The 15,444-nt window shown below is 38.2% G+C and carries 18 protein-coding genes; 6 read left to right on the top strand and 12 right to left on the bottom strand.

Annotation, left to right across the window (positions count from 1 at the left end; translation table 11 throughout):
* Positions 1 to 33: 33 nt before the first annotated feature.
* A complete protein-coding gene (locus tag WBF63_RS11455) occupies positions 34 to 360 on the bottom strand; it encodes an MGMT family protein (protein ID WP_424369854.1) in 327 nt (108 codons plus the stop codon).
* A 49-nt stretch (positions 361 to 409) separates the two neighbouring features.
* Here WBF63_RS11455 and WBF63_RS11450 point away from each other — a divergent pair, with 49 nt between their 5' ends.
* Positions 410 to 934 (top strand): hypothetical protein, encoded by a 525-nt coding sequence (locus WBF63_RS11450; RefSeq protein WP_424369853.1) that lies wholly within the window; start codon positions 410 to 412, stop codon positions 932 to 934.
* Positions 935 to 942: 8 nt separating this feature from the next.
* Here WBF63_RS11450 and WBF63_RS11445 read toward each other — a convergent pair whose 3' ends face one another.
* The 6 genes from WBF63_RS11445 to WBF63_RS11420 all read right to left on the bottom strand — a co-directional run bounded on the left by WBF63_RS11445 (position 943) and on the right by WBF63_RS11420 (position 6,141).
* Entirely contained in the window at positions 943 to 2,358 is a 1,416-nt protein-coding gene (locus WBF63_RS11445; RefSeq protein WP_424369852.1) for a hypothetical protein, read from the bottom strand.
* Positions 2,355 to 2,906 (bottom strand): RNA polymerase sigma factor, encoded by a 552-nt coding sequence (locus tag WBF63_RS11440; protein WP_424369851.1) that lies wholly within the window; start codon positions 2,904 to 2,906, stop codon positions 2,355 to 2,357. The genes WBF63_RS11445 and WBF63_RS11440 overlap by 4 nt, the downstream gene beginning before the upstream one ends.
* Before the next feature lie 11 nt (positions 2,907 to 2,917).
* Positions 2,918 to 3,331 (bottom strand): hypothetical protein, encoded by a 414-nt coding sequence (locus WBF63_RS11435; RefSeq protein WP_424369850.1) that lies wholly within the window; start codon positions 3,329 to 3,331, stop codon positions 2,918 to 2,920.
* A gap of 87 nt (positions 3,332 to 3,418) precedes the next feature.
* A complete protein-coding gene (gene trmD, locus WBF63_RS11430) occupies positions 3,419 to 4,099 on the bottom strand; it encodes a tRNA (guanosine(37)-N1)-methyltransferase TrmD (protein WP_424369849.1) in 681 nt (226 codons plus the stop codon).
* 40 nt (positions 4,100 to 4,139) lie between these two features.
* Complete coding sequence (locus tag WBF63_RS11425; RefSeq protein ID WP_424369848.1) at positions 4,140 to 4,511, bottom strand: DUF779 domain-containing protein; 372 nt, start codon at positions 4,509 to 4,511, stop codon at positions 4,140 to 4,142.
* Positions 4,512 to 4,581: 70 nt separating this feature from the next.
* Positions 4,582 to 6,141 carry an aldehyde dehydrogenase family protein gene (locus WBF63_RS11420; protein WP_424369847.1) on the bottom strand — a complete coding sequence of 520 codons (1,560 nt, stop codon included), beginning with the start codon at positions 6,139 to 6,141 and terminating at the stop codon, positions 4,582 to 4,584.
* Between the two features lie 128 nt (positions 6,142 to 6,269).
* On the opposite strand from WBF63_RS11420, the gene WBF63_RS11415 reads away from it, so the two are divergent.
* The 4 genes from WBF63_RS11415 to WBF63_RS11400 all read left to right on the top strand — a co-directional run bounded on the left by WBF63_RS11415 (position 6,270) and on the right by WBF63_RS11400 (position 9,564).
* Positions 6,270 to 7,202, top strand: a complete 933-nt coding sequence (locus WBF63_RS11415; protein WP_424369846.1) for a helix-turn-helix domain-containing protein — start codon at positions 6,270 to 6,272, stop codon at positions 7,200 to 7,202.
* 76 nt (positions 7,203 to 7,278) lie between these two features.
* Entirely contained in the window at positions 7,279 to 8,271 is a 993-nt protein-coding gene (gene hemB / locus WBF63_RS11410) for a porphobilinogen synthase (RefSeq protein WP_424369845.1), read from the top strand.
* A gap of 57 nt (positions 8,272 to 8,328) precedes the next feature.
* Entirely contained in the window at positions 8,329 to 8,868 is a 540-nt protein-coding gene (locus tag WBF63_RS11405; protein ID WP_424369844.1) for an RNA polymerase sigma factor, read from the top strand.
* A gap of 177 nt (positions 8,869 to 9,045) precedes the next feature.
* Positions 9,046 to 9,564 (top strand): C40 family peptidase, encoded by a 519-nt coding sequence (locus tag WBF63_RS11400; protein WP_424369843.1) that lies wholly within the window; start codon positions 9,046 to 9,048, stop codon positions 9,562 to 9,564.
* A gap of 1 nt (position 9,565) precedes the next feature.
* Here the strand turns inward: WBF63_RS11400 and WBF63_RS11395 are convergent, their stop codons facing one another.
* Positions 9,566 to 9,991 carry a hypothetical protein gene (locus WBF63_RS11395; RefSeq protein ID WP_424369842.1) on the bottom strand — a complete coding sequence of 142 codons (426 nt, stop codon included), beginning with the start codon at positions 9,989 to 9,991 and terminating at the stop codon, positions 9,566 to 9,568.
* Between the two features lie 5 nt (positions 9,992 to 9,996).
* On the bottom strand, positions 9,997 to 11,670 hold the full coding sequence (gene menD / locus WBF63_RS11390; protein WP_424369841.1) for a 2-succinyl-5-enolpyruvyl-6-hydroxy-3-cyclohexene-1-carboxylic-acid synthase: 1,674 nt from the start codon (positions 11,668 to 11,670) through the stop codon (positions 9,997 to 9,999).
* A gap of 84 nt (positions 11,671 to 11,754) precedes the next feature.
* On the opposite strand from menD, the gene WBF63_RS11385 reads away from it, so the two are divergent.
* On the top strand, positions 11,755 to 12,447 hold the full coding sequence (locus WBF63_RS11385) for an NAD-dependent epimerase/dehydratase family protein (RefSeq protein ID WP_424369840.1): 693 nt from the start codon (positions 11,755 to 11,757) through the stop codon (positions 12,445 to 12,447).
* On the opposite strand, the gene WBF63_RS11380 is transcribed toward WBF63_RS11385, so the two are convergent.
* The 3 genes from WBF63_RS11380 to WBF63_RS11370 all read right to left on the bottom strand — a co-directional run bounded on the left by WBF63_RS11380 (position 12,435) and on the right by WBF63_RS11370 (position 15,381).
* Positions 12,435 to 13,427 carry a glycosyltransferase family 2 protein gene (locus WBF63_RS11380; protein WP_424369839.1) on the bottom strand — a complete coding sequence of 331 codons (993 nt, stop codon included), beginning with the start codon at positions 13,425 to 13,427 and terminating at the stop codon, positions 12,435 to 12,437. The two genes, WBF63_RS11385 and WBF63_RS11380, sit on opposite strands and share 13 nt — an antisense overlap.
* 69 nt (positions 13,428 to 13,496) lie before the next feature.
* Positions 13,497 to 14,549, bottom strand: coding sequence for an NAD-dependent epimerase (locus WBF63_RS11375; protein ID WP_424369838.1), 1,053 nt, complete (start codon positions 14,547 to 14,549; stop codon positions 13,497 to 13,499).
* 55 nt (positions 14,550 to 14,604) lie between these two features.
* Entirely contained in the window at positions 14,605 to 15,381 is a 777-nt protein-coding gene (locus WBF63_RS11370; RefSeq protein WP_424369837.1) for a class I SAM-dependent methyltransferase, read from the bottom strand.
* Between the last annotated feature and the right edge of the window lie 63 nt (positions 15,382 to 15,444).

Here is a 15,444-nt window from a genome sequence, read left to right as displayed (position 1 = left end):
TATATTACTCAATTATTTAGTCACTCACTCAGTTCATTCTCCCGGTTTCCAGAACACTTCTTTAAAATTAATTATTTTATCATTTTCGATTTTGATTCCTTCGTTTTCAAGTAATTGATTCATTAGGTCAGGAGGTGAGAAATGGTGTTTTCCGGTGAGGAGTCCGTTTCGGTTGACGACGCGATGCGCGGGAACATCGGGGTGGTTTCCTGCGTTGTTCATTGCATATCCGACCATTCGAGCAGAGCCTTTCCGACCGAGGAATTCTGCGATAGCGCCATAGGAAGTTACTTTTCCAAATGGAATTTTTCGGGTGACTTCATAGACTTTATCATAAAAAGATTCTTCCAGGGCTGCCATCTAAACGATTTGTTTGTAAATTTAGACATTAATCCTATTTATTTTTTGAATGAAGAATGAAATTCTGATCAATACGATTCGAACCCGTCCCCGTTTTAAGGTTGTTTCGGGCATGAGTGCGCAAGGGTTTTCCGATAAAGTGAATTTGCATTTAAAAAACCGTTCCAGAGTTTTGAGTGGCTATTGCAATACGGAAGTGGGAAGAATTAGTGTGATTCAGGATCAGGATAAATATTGGGCACCTCAATTGGAATTGAGGATTGAGAAGAACCCAGATAATCCTTCTCAAATTGAAATTCGAGGAATTTTTGGACCAAGAAATTCGGTATGGACGCTTTTCATGTTTTCTTATGGTTTGGGTGGAGCGATTTTGCTTACAACCGGTTTGTACGGTTGGATTGAGTTGGCATTGGACATTGGTAATTTTTGGGTTTGGACCAATTTAATCGGTTTGATTCTGATCATCGGACCGTATGTTTCTTCTTTTGTGGGAAAAAGAATAGCCCGAAATCATGTGGATTTACTTCGGGCTTTTATTGAAAGAGTTTTGGTGGAGGAAAAGGTTCTCCATTAACTCATATTTTATTTCAAAGAAACGGTTACACCCGCATTTACACCGACGGTATAAGGATTGTATTTCTCAATATCGTTTACGGGATTGAAAAGGTATTTAAACGCGGGTTCAACATTTACCTGAACCTTTTCGGAAATCTTCATATCGAATTTCAACCCCGCATTGGCACTGAAAGATGTGTTATTCAGATTGTCTGCTTTTCCAAGTTCTTCGGTATATTCATCGGTATGCGCATAAATTTTATTTTTTGAAAGTAACCAGGTACTTCCTCCTGCGGTGGCGCTGATTCCGATGGAATTTGTCTGGAACAAAGCGACTTCTGCTTCCACCGGAATTTCAATGTATTGGGATTGTTGCTGAATGTCTCCGTTAAAAGATTTATTGTTAAGTTCGGTATTGATCAGTGAAGAAGCGTAGTTATTATTTTCAATACGCAAGCTGCCTGAATATTTTACATTGTTTTTGGAATCGACAATTGCGGATGAAAAACCACTGCCGACATTGGCGGTCAGCGGAACATTTTTTGTCACCTGTTCAAATCCAACTACCGAAACACCGGTTCTGATTTTCACTCTCGGATTCAGTGCATAGGCACCTTTGACACCATAAGCCAGGGTTACATTGTTTTCGGTTTTATACTGACTCATTTCGTCAGAAAGCATAGAATTACCTACAAAAGTATTAAGTGCCATTGGTGAAACAAATCCTGAGATATAGAAGCGGTCAAATTCTATCTTCTTTTTTAAATCTTTCTTTGAATTTTTCTTTTTTGTTGCTTTTGTAGTCATAGCGATTAATTCCTTGTTTTCCTCTTCAAGTTTGTCTAATAGAGGGGTTGAAAAAGGATTTGTCGGCAGAGAATTATTTGGAGTAGTAAAATCACTAGAATTTAGGTCTTGTGAATCTTGATGGGAGAGCCCGGACACTGAAAAATCATTATCAGATTGATTATTATTATGATTGTTTAGTGAAGGAAAGAAAGTTAAGTTTTTTTCATAGTTATTTGTAGTATAAATAATTGAATTTGAATTATTTGCTATTGAATGATTCTGATTTGAATAAGATGTTCCGGATGTGTTTTTCAAAGCATTATAATCTGAAATTTCTGATTCGCTTTGATGTTCTTCTGTCTGAAATCTATGTTCGGAGGATTTATCATCTGAATCGGCTCCGGAAACGATGGCTGAACTGGGAACCGGATTTGAATGAATTCCGGATTCGGAATTGAAAGACTTAAAAACATAAATGCCTCCCGCGATAAATATAGCCAGAGAAGCAATTCCGGAAAGCTGAAGCCAAAGAGGAAAGAATCTTCTTTTCTCTTTTTTCGGAATCTGGTTTTGTATAAAATCCCAGGCGTCTGATGGTGGCTCCTGCGGAATATCCAATTTGTTTTTAAAATATTTGTCAATTAAATTTTTCATTTTGACATCAGTTTTACGTCACTATTTTTTTTTATCAATTCTTTTAGTTTTTCTCTTGCACGTGAAAGGTTAGATTTGGAAGTTCCTACAGAAATCTGGAGGAGTTCAGCAATTTGCTGATGTGAATACCCTTCAATGGCATAGAGATTAAATACCTGCTGATATCGGTCAGGGAGCATACGTATAAAATGCAGAAGTTCTTCATAGGAGTAATCTTCTGCTTCAAGATCTTCCTCAACACTGTCATCAGCAGTTATTTCTTCGTTGATGACATAGAGATGGTTCTTTCCCCGATGTCTTTCAATACAGCAATTGACCATAATCCGGCGAAGCCATCCCTCAAAGGAGCCTTCAAACCGAAATTGATTTATTTTATTGAAAATCATGATGAATCCATCCTGGAAAATGTCTTGAGCGTCTTCATAACTATTGGTATAGCGAAGACACACAGAAAATAGTGGAGCGGAATACAGATTATAGATTTCTGCTTGTGCACTTCGCTGGTTTTCCTGACATTGCCGGATTAATATTTTCAGATTTTCATCCAAACAAAAATTATTTAAGGAATCTCAATTTCCCTGATGATAAATATCGGCTGGCCGTCTTGATCATTTCCATTCCAAAAGCGGAACGTATAAAGTCCGCTTTGCTCAGGTCGGAATTGGAGTGTGTGGAAATCAGCTTCAGTGATTTCAAGACAATCATTTGCCTGAAGGCTGGAAATCAGCATTGTAACCGTTCTTTCATTCCCTGTAATCGTATAATCATAATCAAAAAACGTTTCACACTCGTTGTTTCTTGTGTAAAAAGTTCTGATTTCCGTAACCTGACGAGCGGGTTTTATTTCTCCAATCTGAACACTGTCAATCGGTGCAAATAAATACTTGACATTTACCGTCGGTTCATCGTCCAAACAAGAATAAGTAAAAAATCCTGCAAGCATTAAAACCACCAACCATTTAAAACTTTTCATACTAAATTAATTCGTTAAACCTTTATGTAATGACGAAAAAAACACAAAAAGGTTGCGTTAAGAATTAAGATTTCAGAAAGTTACAAATTATTTTTTATCCAATAAATCGGGACGACGAATTTTTGTGCGTTCGATGGCATTCTGATGACGCCATTCTTCAATTTTGGCAAAATCGCCCGACAATAAAATATCGGGAACCTTTAAACCTTTGTATTCCGATGGTCGGGTATAAACTTCGGGAGCCAATAAATCATCCTGAAAAGAGTCGGAGAGGGCAGAAGTTTCATCGTTGAGCACACCCGGAAGTAGTCGTATGATGCTGTCGGCAAGAACGGCTGCCGCAAGTTCGCCACCGCTCAAAACGTAATCACCGATGGAAATTTCGCGGGTAACAAATAAATCGCGCACACGCTGATCCACGCCTTTGTAATGTCCGCAAAGCATAATGATATTGCCTTTGAGTGAAAGTTCGTTGGCAATGTTTTGATTGAGGGTTACCCCGTCGGGTGTGAGGTAAATGATTTCATCGTAATCTCTTTCGGATTGTAATTTCGAAATGCATTTATCGATAGGTTCGACCATCATAACCATTCCGGCGCCGCCACCGTACTGATAATCATCGACTTGCTTGTAGTTGCCAAGCGAATAATCTCTGAGGTTGTGCAAATGAACTTCTACGAGTCCTTTGTCCTGAGCACGTTTCAGGATGGAAGCCTCAAACGGGCTTTTGAGTAATTCGGGTAAAACGGTGATGATGTCTATGCGCATAATGGCGCAAAATTAGGAATTTGTTTTGAGTTAGAAATTCTTATTCCATTCGTTTTACGGGTTCCAGTTTTTCCAGTTCTTCTTGTGTAAATAGTCGGTAATGAATTTTGAAAGTTTTGCCGAGTGGTGTTTCGAGTGAAAATCCGCCTGCACCAAATCCGTCGGTTACATCGAGTGTGAAATGGCTGTATTGCCAATATTCAAATAAATCTCTATCTACCCAGAATTCTGAATCTTCAATGGTTCCAATCATCACATCGTTCATTCGTGGGAAAAATCCTCCTTTCTCAAAACATTGTGGCTGTGTTCCTTCGCAGCAACCGCCGGCCTGATAAAACATCAGTTCGCCGTGGGTTTCTTTGAGTTGTTTGATTAATTCTATTGCTTCGTTTGTTGCGTCAAGTCGTTTCATTGTTCAAAATTTTAAATTAAAATAAAAAGGGTAATCCTCAGATTACCCTCCCTCTCTACTAACCTATTCCTTAGAAAAATCCAAGTTTGTTCTTATTGTATGAAATCAACATATTTTTAGTTTGTCGGTAGTGACCCAACATCATTTTGTGATTTTCCCGACCGATACCGGATTGTTTGTATCCGCCAAACGGAGCACCTGCCGGATAATTATGATAATTATTTACCCAAACACGACCTGCCTGAACGGCTCTTGGTACCTGATAAATTTCGTGGGCGTCGCGCGTCCAAACGCCTGCACCCAATCCGTAAAGTGTATCATTTGCGATTTCGATGGCTTCTTCAACCGTTTTAAAAGTGGTAACTGCCAAAACAGGTCCGAAGATTTCTTCCTGGAAAATTCGCATTTTGTTGTGTCCTTTGAAAAGTGTGGGTTGAATGTAGTATCCGCCTTCCAGTTCGCCTTCCAATTTGTTTACACCGCCTCCGGTCAATAGTTCCGCACCTTCTTGTTTTCCTAATTCGATGTAAGAATTAATCTTATCGTACTGAATTTTTGAAGCCTGAGCACCCATCATAACCGTTGTGTCCAATGGATTTCCAACTTTGATGGCTTCGGTACGCTGAATTACTTTCTCGATGAATTTTTCGTAAATGTCTTCCTGGATCAGAAGTCGGGTAGGAGCTGTACAGATTTCACCTTGGTTGAATGCAAATAAAACAGCGCCTTCGATGGCTTTGTCCAGGTATTCATCATCATGATCCATCACTGAATTGAAGAAAATGTTTGGAGATTTCCCGCCCAATTCCAGTGTCACTGGAATGATATTTTCCGTTGCATATTGCATCACCATACGTCCGGTTGCGGTTGAACCTGTAAAGGCTGCTTTTGCAACTTTTGGATTGGTAACCAATGTACGTCCGAGTTCTGCTCCGAATCCGTTTACGATGTTGATCACACCTGCCGGAACTATATCTTCAATTAATTCCATCAAAACCAAAATCGAAGTCGGTGTGCTTTCTGCGGGTTTCAAAACAACCGAACAACCTGCTGCCAAAGCCGGAGCCAGTTTCCAAACGGCCATCAGGATCGGGAAGTTCCACGGAATAATCTGTGCTACGACACCGATGGGTTCGTTGATAATCAATGATAATGTATCTTCGTTCAGTTCGGTTGCCGAACCTTCTTCTGCACGGATTACACCTGCGAAATAACGGAAATGATCAATCGCCAAAGGAATATCGGCGTTCAAAGTTTCACGGATTGCTTTTCCGTTGTCAATGGTTTCTACCGTCGCCAGATACTCAAGGTTGGCTTCCAGGCGATCGGCGATTTTATTTAAAATGATACTTCTTTCGGTAGCTGAAGTTTTGCTCCAGGTTTTGAAAGCTTCGTGTGCGGCATCTACAGCGAGTTCAATGTCTTCTTTGGAAGAATGAGCCGCTTTGGTGAAAGCCTTTCCAGTAAGTGGAGAGATATTGTCAAAATATTTACCGTTTACGGGCGGTGTCCATTTACCTCCGATAAAGTTATTGTAATGGCTTTTGAATTCAGGCCAGTTTTTTACAGTTGAACTCTGCGTTGCGGTTGCTTTTGGTGCATCCAAAACCTCTAAATTTTCATTGCTCATATTTATATTATTTATAGTTAATAATTTAATTTTGATAAAGTTAGAAGTTAAAAATTTCAAAAAGTAGATTGATTTATGTCAAAAAATAGTACTTTAGTGTCAACTGTGAATAATCATTGAGATTTGTCATGAATTCGTCCATTAATAAGATATATGAAGAAGGAAAAGTGGTCACGCCGATTGAAAACCAACTGAGTTTTCATACTGACGAGGTAGATCTACATTTGTTTGAAACCAAGATGCGGGCTTATGGTTTCGGACTTTCCTTTGACGAAGTTTCGCTGATTACGATGATTTCAGGAAAAAAGGTGATGCATTTTGATACAGACGAATCTTTTGAATTTGTTCCCCACGAATCACTTGTTATGGACAAAAGTAAACAGATGAGCATCGATTTTCCAGAAGCCGATAATCATAATCCTACACGATGTATGGCTTTGATTATTTCGCCTGATGAAATCAAAGAAACGCTTCTTTTGCTCAATGAAAATGCACCCAAAATTGATAATGCAGTTTGGTCACTTGATGCTTCTTCCGTGAAATTTGAAAATGATTTTATTTTAAGTCGTTACATCGAAAAAATAATTCTTTTGGCTTCGTCCAATAATCAGTACAAAGAAACTTTGAGCAAGCTGACCACAAAAGAGCTCATCATTCATTTGTTGCAGTCCAAAGCCCGGAATATGCTTTTGAAAGAAACTTCCTCGCTTTCCAATGTCAACCAGCTTGCTTATGCGATTGATTATATCCGTAAAAATCAGGATAAAACAATTACAGTTGACGAAGTTGCCGAAAAAGCTTATATGAGCAAATCCACTTTTCATCGTCATTTCAAAAGGGAAGTAGGTATTACGCCGAGTGAATTCATTCTGATGGAGAAAATCAAAAAAGCTAAATTTTTATTGAAAAGCACAACAAAATCGGTTTCGGAAATTGCGTATTCGCTCGCTTTTGCATCGTCAAGTCAGTTTATCAGACATTTTAAAAGACTTACAGGTCAGACACCGTTGAAATTCAAACAAAACGGAAGTTCCCGAAATCTCAACGGAATCAAAAACTGATTTCTGTTCAAAGCTTTTAAATATCATTCAAAGCCAGCTTCCAATTTCATAACTTTGCAGATTAAATTCAAAAAATATGTTTCCATATAACCGTCATCGCCGGCTTAGAAAAAATGAATCCATTCGCAGTCTTGTCAGAGAAAATCATCTCAGTGTAAATGATTTTGTGCTTCCGATTTTTGTTGCTGAAGGTGAAAACATCAAACAGGAAATTCCTTCTATGCCCGGGATTTATCGACATTCGCTTGATTTAACCATTAAAGAAGTCAAAGAAATTTGGGATTTGGGAATCAAAGCGGTGAATATTTATGTAAAAGTGGATGAAAATCTAAAGGATAACACCGGAAAAGAAGCCTGGAATCCTGACGGGCTGATGCAGAGAACCATAAAAGAAATCAAAAATGCGGTGCCTGAAATGATTGTGATGCCTGATGTGGCTTTGGATCCTTTTTCCATGTATGGTCATGATGGAATTATCGGGAATGGCGAAGTTTTGAATGATGAAACCAATGATGCCTTGGTGAAAATGAGTCTTGCACAAGCTGCTGCCGGAGCAGATTTCGTAGCGCCAAGTGATATGATGGACGGAAGAATTGGAGCCATTAGAGAAGCTTTGGAAGAAAATGGCTTTTACAACGTGGGCATTGTTTCTTATGCGGCTAAATATGCAAGTTCTTTTTACGGTCCTTTTCGGGATGCTTTGGACAGTGCGCCGGTGGACAATCAGGAAATTCCAAAAGACAAGAAAACCTATCAGATGGATTTTCACAATGCTTATGAAGCGCTTCGCGAAGTAGAAGAAGACATCAATGAAGGCGCCGACATTGTGATGGTGAAACCCGGAATGGCTTATCTGGACATCGTTCGGATGGTGAAGGGTAATTACAATATTCCGGTTTCAGTTTTTCAGGTCAGTGGCGAATATTCGATGATCAAAGCCGCTGCAGCAAACGGTTGGCTGGATCATGATAAAATCATGCTGGAAAGTTTGACTGCTTTTAAGCGAGCCGGTGCCGATATGATTTTTACTTATTTCGCCAAGGAAGCTGCGAAATTATTGAGAGGATAAATCAGTTCAATCGAATAGTTTTTCTAAATTAGAGATTTCTAAATAATTAAGGTTGAATTGAAAAACCTGCAAGAAACCATTATTGATGCTAAAAGAGGTAAACGTCAGGCACAGAACCTGTTAATGGATTTGTTGTGGAGCAATGTTTATAACTATGTTTACCAAAAGATAAACAACGAAGAAGAAGCGGAAGATGTTGCCATTGAGACTTTTACAAAAGTTTTTGCCAAACTAAAACTTTATAATTCCGATTTTGACTTTAAAACCTGGGTATTGTCCATTGCGCACAATACCATGATTGATCACATCCGTAAATCGCCGGGGCTGAAACTTTCTCTTGACGATGAAAATTATCCGATTGATATAGAAGAAGATCTTCCCACGCCTGAAGAAACCCTCATTCAGCAACAGGATTCCGACGCATTACTTTTTCATCTGCATAAATTAAAACCTGAATATCGAAGAATTTTAGAACTTAGATTTCTAGAGGAAAAAACCTATAAGGAGATCGCCGAAGAATTGGATTTGACGATGGCCAATGTGAAAGTGCGTTTACTTCGTGCAAGACAATTGTTGCAGGAAATTTTAAAAGGTTAAATTGCTTTGAATTTGATTCCGAATGAGATAGGAAGACTTTCATTTTTTACCTGTTGATAAATCTGTTAATTATTTGTTTATAACTGCACTATTTTCTAATTTTATACGTTGTAATTTCGGCTAGAGAAAAGTCATGGAATCATGAAGTGGAGAAAGTACTGCATAATTTTATTTAGTTTGGGAATTCTTGTGTCATGCGGTACCACAAGTCACGTGGTACATAAAGGACATTCTCATCGACATAAAAAGAAGCCTGTATCAGAAACTACCACCGACCATACGCCCAGAACTTATTCTGCAGCTTCTTCTTATAGTACACCCCAGGTTAATTCTGTTCTGACAGAAGCTAAGAGTTATATGGGAACACCTTATAAATATGGAGGAACCACCAGAAGCGGTCTAGACTGTTCAGGTTTGGTAATCAATGCTTTTGATGCTGTAGGTATGAAAATGCCACGGATTTCAAGAGAACAGGCCAATGAGGGACAGGAAATCCGATTGCGCGATGTCCGGGAGGGTGATTTGGTGTTTTTCAATACTTCGGGCTCAAATATCAGTCATGTAGGAATTGTGGAAACCGTCCGAAACGGCGAAATTTTCTTTATTCACTCTTCCACTTCAAAGGGCGTAATCATCAGTTCACTGGAAGAAATTTACTGGAACCGACGTTTTGTAAAAGCAACGAGAGTGCTATAAATCAATGCATTTTCCAAGTTCCTTTTAAGTTGTAAGGAATTGGAATAATACCTAAAAGGTATATTTTGGCTTTCATTTTCCAATCACCTTCAAACGTTTGGCTATTCTCATCATATAGACCTTTATAGATAATTGGAAAACTTTCCTTTTCTGACAGATAAAATTCTTCATTCTCATCAAACATCAAATCATTTCTGTATTTTTTTACGAAAGAAATTTTATTAGAATTTATTTCACCCCTAATGAAAGCTTCTGTTGGATTCACACCAAATCCGGAAATGTCTTTACTTATTGCTTCAAAATAATTTTCTTCAATTTTTTTGATTTCGAAATCAAATTCCAAAGTTTCATTCAAAAATTTACCATATGATTTTCCGTAGAAAATAGTTCCCTGCCAGCTCTTTTTATGCTTAAATAGTTCTATCATAATTATTAAATTTCAAAATAAGCTCGCATAACTGCAGAATTTTCAACCATTGAAGTATTGATTTCCATAATTTTAGGCTTTTCTGAATTCTGATAAAATCCATCGATTTCGGAATTTAATTCTTCCATCGAATTAATTTCAATGTATTCAAAGCCAAACATTTCTGCCAGATGATTTGCTCTTAAATGATGTCGGGTTTCAAAAACTTCTTCTACCACACCTGAATTTTCCGGTCCGGGAATGATTTTGAAAATATTTCCTCCGCCATTGTTGATCAGAATAATCCGAAAGGAATTGGGTAAATATTTGTTCCATAGCCCATTAGAGTCATAAAAGAAGCTAATGTCGCCCGTCACTAAAACGGTTTGTTTCCCGTTGACCATCGAAGCGCCGGCAGCCGTCGAAGTGGAGCCGTCAATCCCGCTTGTGCCACGGTTGGCGAAAATTTCGTTGTTTGCCGAATGGTCAAATAATTGCGCATAACGAATTACAGACGAGTTTCCGTATTGAATTTGAGCTTTTTCAGGGAAAGTTTCAATGAGTTTCTCAAAGACTTTGAAATCGGAAAATCCGGTTGTTTCGGCGAATTGATTTTGGAGTATTTCTTTTTCAATTCGAATGGAATTCCAGTCATTGAAATAATGCGAATTTTGCTGATAGATTTTGGGAATGAATTTTTCCAAAAAATCGACCGGATTGCTTTGGATTTTGTCGGTCAGACACTGAAAAGTATCGGGATGCCAGAATTCATCGAGGTGCCAATGTTGTTGAGGTTTGTGATTTCGGATAAAAGCTTTGATTTTTTTTGACACTACATTTTGTCCGATTGTCAGCAGGATTTCCGGTTTTAAACCTTCCAAAGTTTCATCTTTCAGCGAATAAATCACGGAGTCGATTTTATTGAAAAATCGATTGGAATGCAAATTGGAAGTCGTTTCGGTCAAAACCACCACCGATTCATCATCGGCTAGTTTTTTCATCCATTCGTTTAATTTTTCATCAGGAAATTGAAGTCCGACTAAAACAAGTTTTTTGGTGGCGGCATTCCATTTTTGAACTAAATTTTCATAATCAATTTCAATCGTTTGACTGAGCGGATTCGCGGTCTTAAATTCGTCAAACTGAATGTCAATTCTATCCTGAAATTCATACAAAGGCTCGGAAAAAGGCATATTGATATGCACCGGACCGGAATTTTGCAAGCAACTGTTGACGGCCTTTTTGATTAATCCCAGATTATCGGTCAGGGATTCTGTGGATTCATCTTCCGTCAATTGCGTGCTGTGATAAGTATGCGCATGGAGCGTGTTTTTTTGTCGGATGGTTTGTCCGTCAAAATTATCGACCAAATGCTCCGGGCGGTCGGCGGAAAGAACAATGATCGGAACATTTTGATAAAAAGCTTCGGTCACGGCCGGATAATAATTTACCAACGCAGAACCTGAAGTACAGCAGACTACGACCGGTTTTCTGAGTTGTTGTGCCATTCCCAATGCCACAAATCCCGCCGAACGTTCATCGACGATGCTATAGGTTTTAAAATCGGGATGATGCGTAAAATGCGTTGCCAAAGCGCCGTTTCGAGAACCTGGAGATAGGACGATGTGCTCAATTCCGAAAGCTTTGAAAGTTTCGGCAATGAGTTGTACGTTTAATTTTTTTGAATATTTCTTTTCCAAATCTGTCAAATTGCAACGCAAATGTAGTGGGAATTTGTTAATTGATAAATGTGTAAATTTGGCGACAGAATTTAAACCTAGACTATGATTGTAGGAAACGGATTAGTGGCAAATGCTTTTCGGGAATACGACCGGGACGATGTTGTTTTTTTTGCTTCGGGTGTGTCCAATTCCTTGGAAACCGATCAGGCGCAATTTGATCGCGAAGAAAATTTAATTCGAAAGACAATCGAGGAAAATCCCGGGAAGATTTTTGTGTATTTCAGTACTTGCAGTATTTACGATTCCTCCAAAAATGCGAGTTTTTATGTGAACCATAAACTCAATATGGAGCATTTAGTGGCCTCTGACTGTGAAAAATATCTGATTGCACGCGTCAGTAATGCGGTAGGGATGGGCGGAAATCCAAATACGTTGATTAATTTTCTGGTTCATTCGATTTCGGGAAATTCTGTTGTGAAAGCACATATTGATGCCACGCGAAATTTAATTGATGTGGAAGACGTGGTAAAAATCACGATGGAATTACTTCAGGAGAATAAAATCAACCGAATTGTCAATGTGGCTTATTTGGCTAATTATTCCATCGTCCAAATCATCGCCATTGTAGAAGAATTTTTAGGCAAAAAAGCCGAACTCGAATTGCTAAAGGCCGGACAAAGTTATTCGATTGACATTCCCGATGTTCAGGATTACTTTCGTCGAAAGAATTTACAGGACAAAGAAAATTATTTGTCGGGGATTTTGAAAAAATATTATCAGAACTATCTTTCGTAACGCCATTTAAAAAGTCGGAAACCTAATTCGGTGGGCAAATTCAGGAATAAGTTTCTTTTTTTTTGGTCTGTTGTAAATTCCGAAGAAAAATAGTCAGAAAGGCTCAATTTGGGCGCTTTTTTCAGTCGTGCATAATTTTGTTTCCAGTAAGGAACATCGTCCCGCATTGATTTCCATTGCATTTGCAAAGTAGTTTCCTTGAAGCCGATTAACTTTTTTTTGATGAGTTGTTTTCGTTTAGAATTGGTTTCTTTATAGGCTTTTGTAAACCATTCGACAATGGTTTGGTGGTTTTCGAAATTGACTTTGGTTTTATTGTAAATGGTCGATGCTCCGTGCAGATAATAAATATAAGTAACTTCTTTTAAAAAAGCTATTTTATTGATTTTGAATGCGCAATGAAAAGCCCAAAGTTCATCCTGTGAATAAAGTCCGAGTATGAATTTTAACTCATTTTTTAAAATCCATTCACGGTTATATAATTTGTTTGGAGCAATGATTGGCCAGTCTCCTGCAATAAATCTTTCGAAAATAAAGTCATTTCCTTCGTAAGCTTTTTCTTCGGCACGAATTGGAAACAACAACTTTTCCTGTCCGTCAGTAGAGTCCAGGCAAATTGTTTCGCCTACGACGATGTCTGTGTTTTCTTTTTCGGCCAGTTCTACCAATTTTTCGATACAATCATTTGAAATATAATCATCGCTATCGAGCATATAAATATACTTCCCGGTAGAATTATCAATTCCCGTATTTCGGACAACCGATAATCCAGAATTTTTTTCATGGTGAAGCAGTCGAATGTTCAAATCGGGATTGTCCGAAATGAATTTTTTGATGATTTCAATGCTGTTGTCGGGCGTTGCATCATTTATTAAGATGATTTCCAGGTTTTTATACGTCTGATTTTTTGCCGATTCCAAACAGCGTAAAATATAATTTTCGCATTTGTAAACCGGGATATTGATGGAAACTAAAGGCATTGATTTTGACAAAATAATTTGATAATTCCAATTGTCAAGGATTACTTGACAACTCGATTTTGAATGAAATTAAACCTTAAAAAAATCTCTGTACCAATCTACAAATTTATCGATGCCTTCCTGAATGGTTGTTTCGGGTTTATAATCCAAATCCCGTATCAAATCAGAAACATCGGCATAAGTACTTGGAACATCGCCCGCCTGAATCGGCAACATATTTTTCTCAGCTATGATGCCTAATTTATTTTCAATTGCCGTGATGAAATCCATCAATTTTACCGGATTATTGTTTCCGATGTTGTAAACTTTATAAGGAGCTGATGAAACCGAAGCATCGTCTGAGCTTGGATCCCATTCCGGATTTTCTTTTGGCGGATTATCGTTTACACGAATAATTCCTTCCACGATATCGTCCACATACGTAAAATCACGTTGCATTTCGCCGTAGTTGAACACATCAATCGGTCGATTTTCTAAAATGGCTTTTGTGAAAAGAAACAATGCCATATCGGGACGACCCCAAGGGCCATAAACCGTGAAAAATCTTAATCCTGTGGTAGGGATTTTAAACAAATGACTGTAGGTATGCGCCATTAATTCGTTTGATTTTTTACTCGCTGCATACAAACTGATTGGATGATCCACATTGTCCTTAGTGGAAAAAGGTTGGTTTTCATTTAAACCATACACACTTGAACTACTTGCATAGGTCAAATGTTTAATTTGATGATGACGGCAACACTCCAAAATATTCAAAAATCCGACGATATTGGCATCGATATAAGCATCGGGATTGGTAAGCGAATAGCGAACACCGGCCTGAGCCGCCAGGTTGATGACTTTGTCAAATTTATGTTCGGCAAAAACTTTTTCCAGGTTGGATTTGTCTTCCAAATTAAGTTGGATGAACTGATAATTCGGATGAATTGAGCTCGGAACCAATTTATTATATTCGATAGATTCTTTTGAAATACCGGTCATTTCGAGGCGTCCGTATTTCACGCGAATGTCATAATAATCATTGATAGAGTCCAATCCGACGATTTCATCTCCTCTTGCAATTAGTTTCGTAGCAAGATGAAATCCGATGAAACCAGCTGTACCTGTGATAAGAATTTTCATGCGACAAATTTAGGGTTATTTGGCGATTCTAATTTAATCTTTAGGTAAAGAAAAATTAGGATTTGAGAATTAATCCGGCGTATTTTCCGTCAAATTCTACAATAATAGGTTCTCTTTTGTTCTGAAGGCAATAATCCATAAAAGCTGCATTGTCAGCAATATCATCACTCATAAAAACGCCGCCGGATTTGACCTTGTCCCAAAGGACATTGTAGGCCCACATACGTCCGTTGTAGGATTTATCGCTGTCGTAATGAACAAAATCAAATTCTGATTGTTCTTTGAAAATTTTCGGAAGTGACTCGCGGTCTGCAAAACGAAAAAGTTTCCAGTTTTTTCGAAGATTTTCCGGTACTACGCAACCTACGTAAACGTCATTGTCCTTACCCAAATAAGGCATATCGGAACTATAAAGCGTTCCGTTTCTTTTGGCAAGCGAAAGCAAAGCGGCAAGCGATGACCAGCCATAAGCAACGCCCGTTTCCAAAGCATTTTGGGCTTGGGTGAATTCGCAGAGATTATAGATCAAATCCAAAGCACCTGCACCGCCCATTTTGACGGGTGTATTTTCTTCTATTTTTTGAGCATTTTGAAGAATTTCTGAATAATTCTCATTCAATTTCGGATAATTAAGATTTCCTGTGATGGATTGAATCGCTTCTTCCTGACTGATTGAACGTTCTTTGCACCATTTTTCCGCTGTTTCTTTTCCTTTGGTGGCTGAACCGCGTTGAAACGTATTTTTTATGATTTTTCTTCCCAATTCGGGATAAAGATGAGGTCTGACTAAATAAGCAAAGAAGATTTTTACGACTTCGGTAATTTTATTCATGGGTTTGATGTTGTGAGCACAAAGATAATAAGTTAGAAGAATTTAAAAATTATATCTTTGTTT

Source organism: Moheibacter sp. (genome assembly GCF_049672845.1).
Lineage (GTDB): Bacteria > Bacteroidota > Bacteroidia > Flavobacteriales > Weeksellaceae > Moheibacter.
Note: the sequence above shows the minus strand (reverse complement) of the source record. Positions and strands in the feature narration are given on the sequence as shown.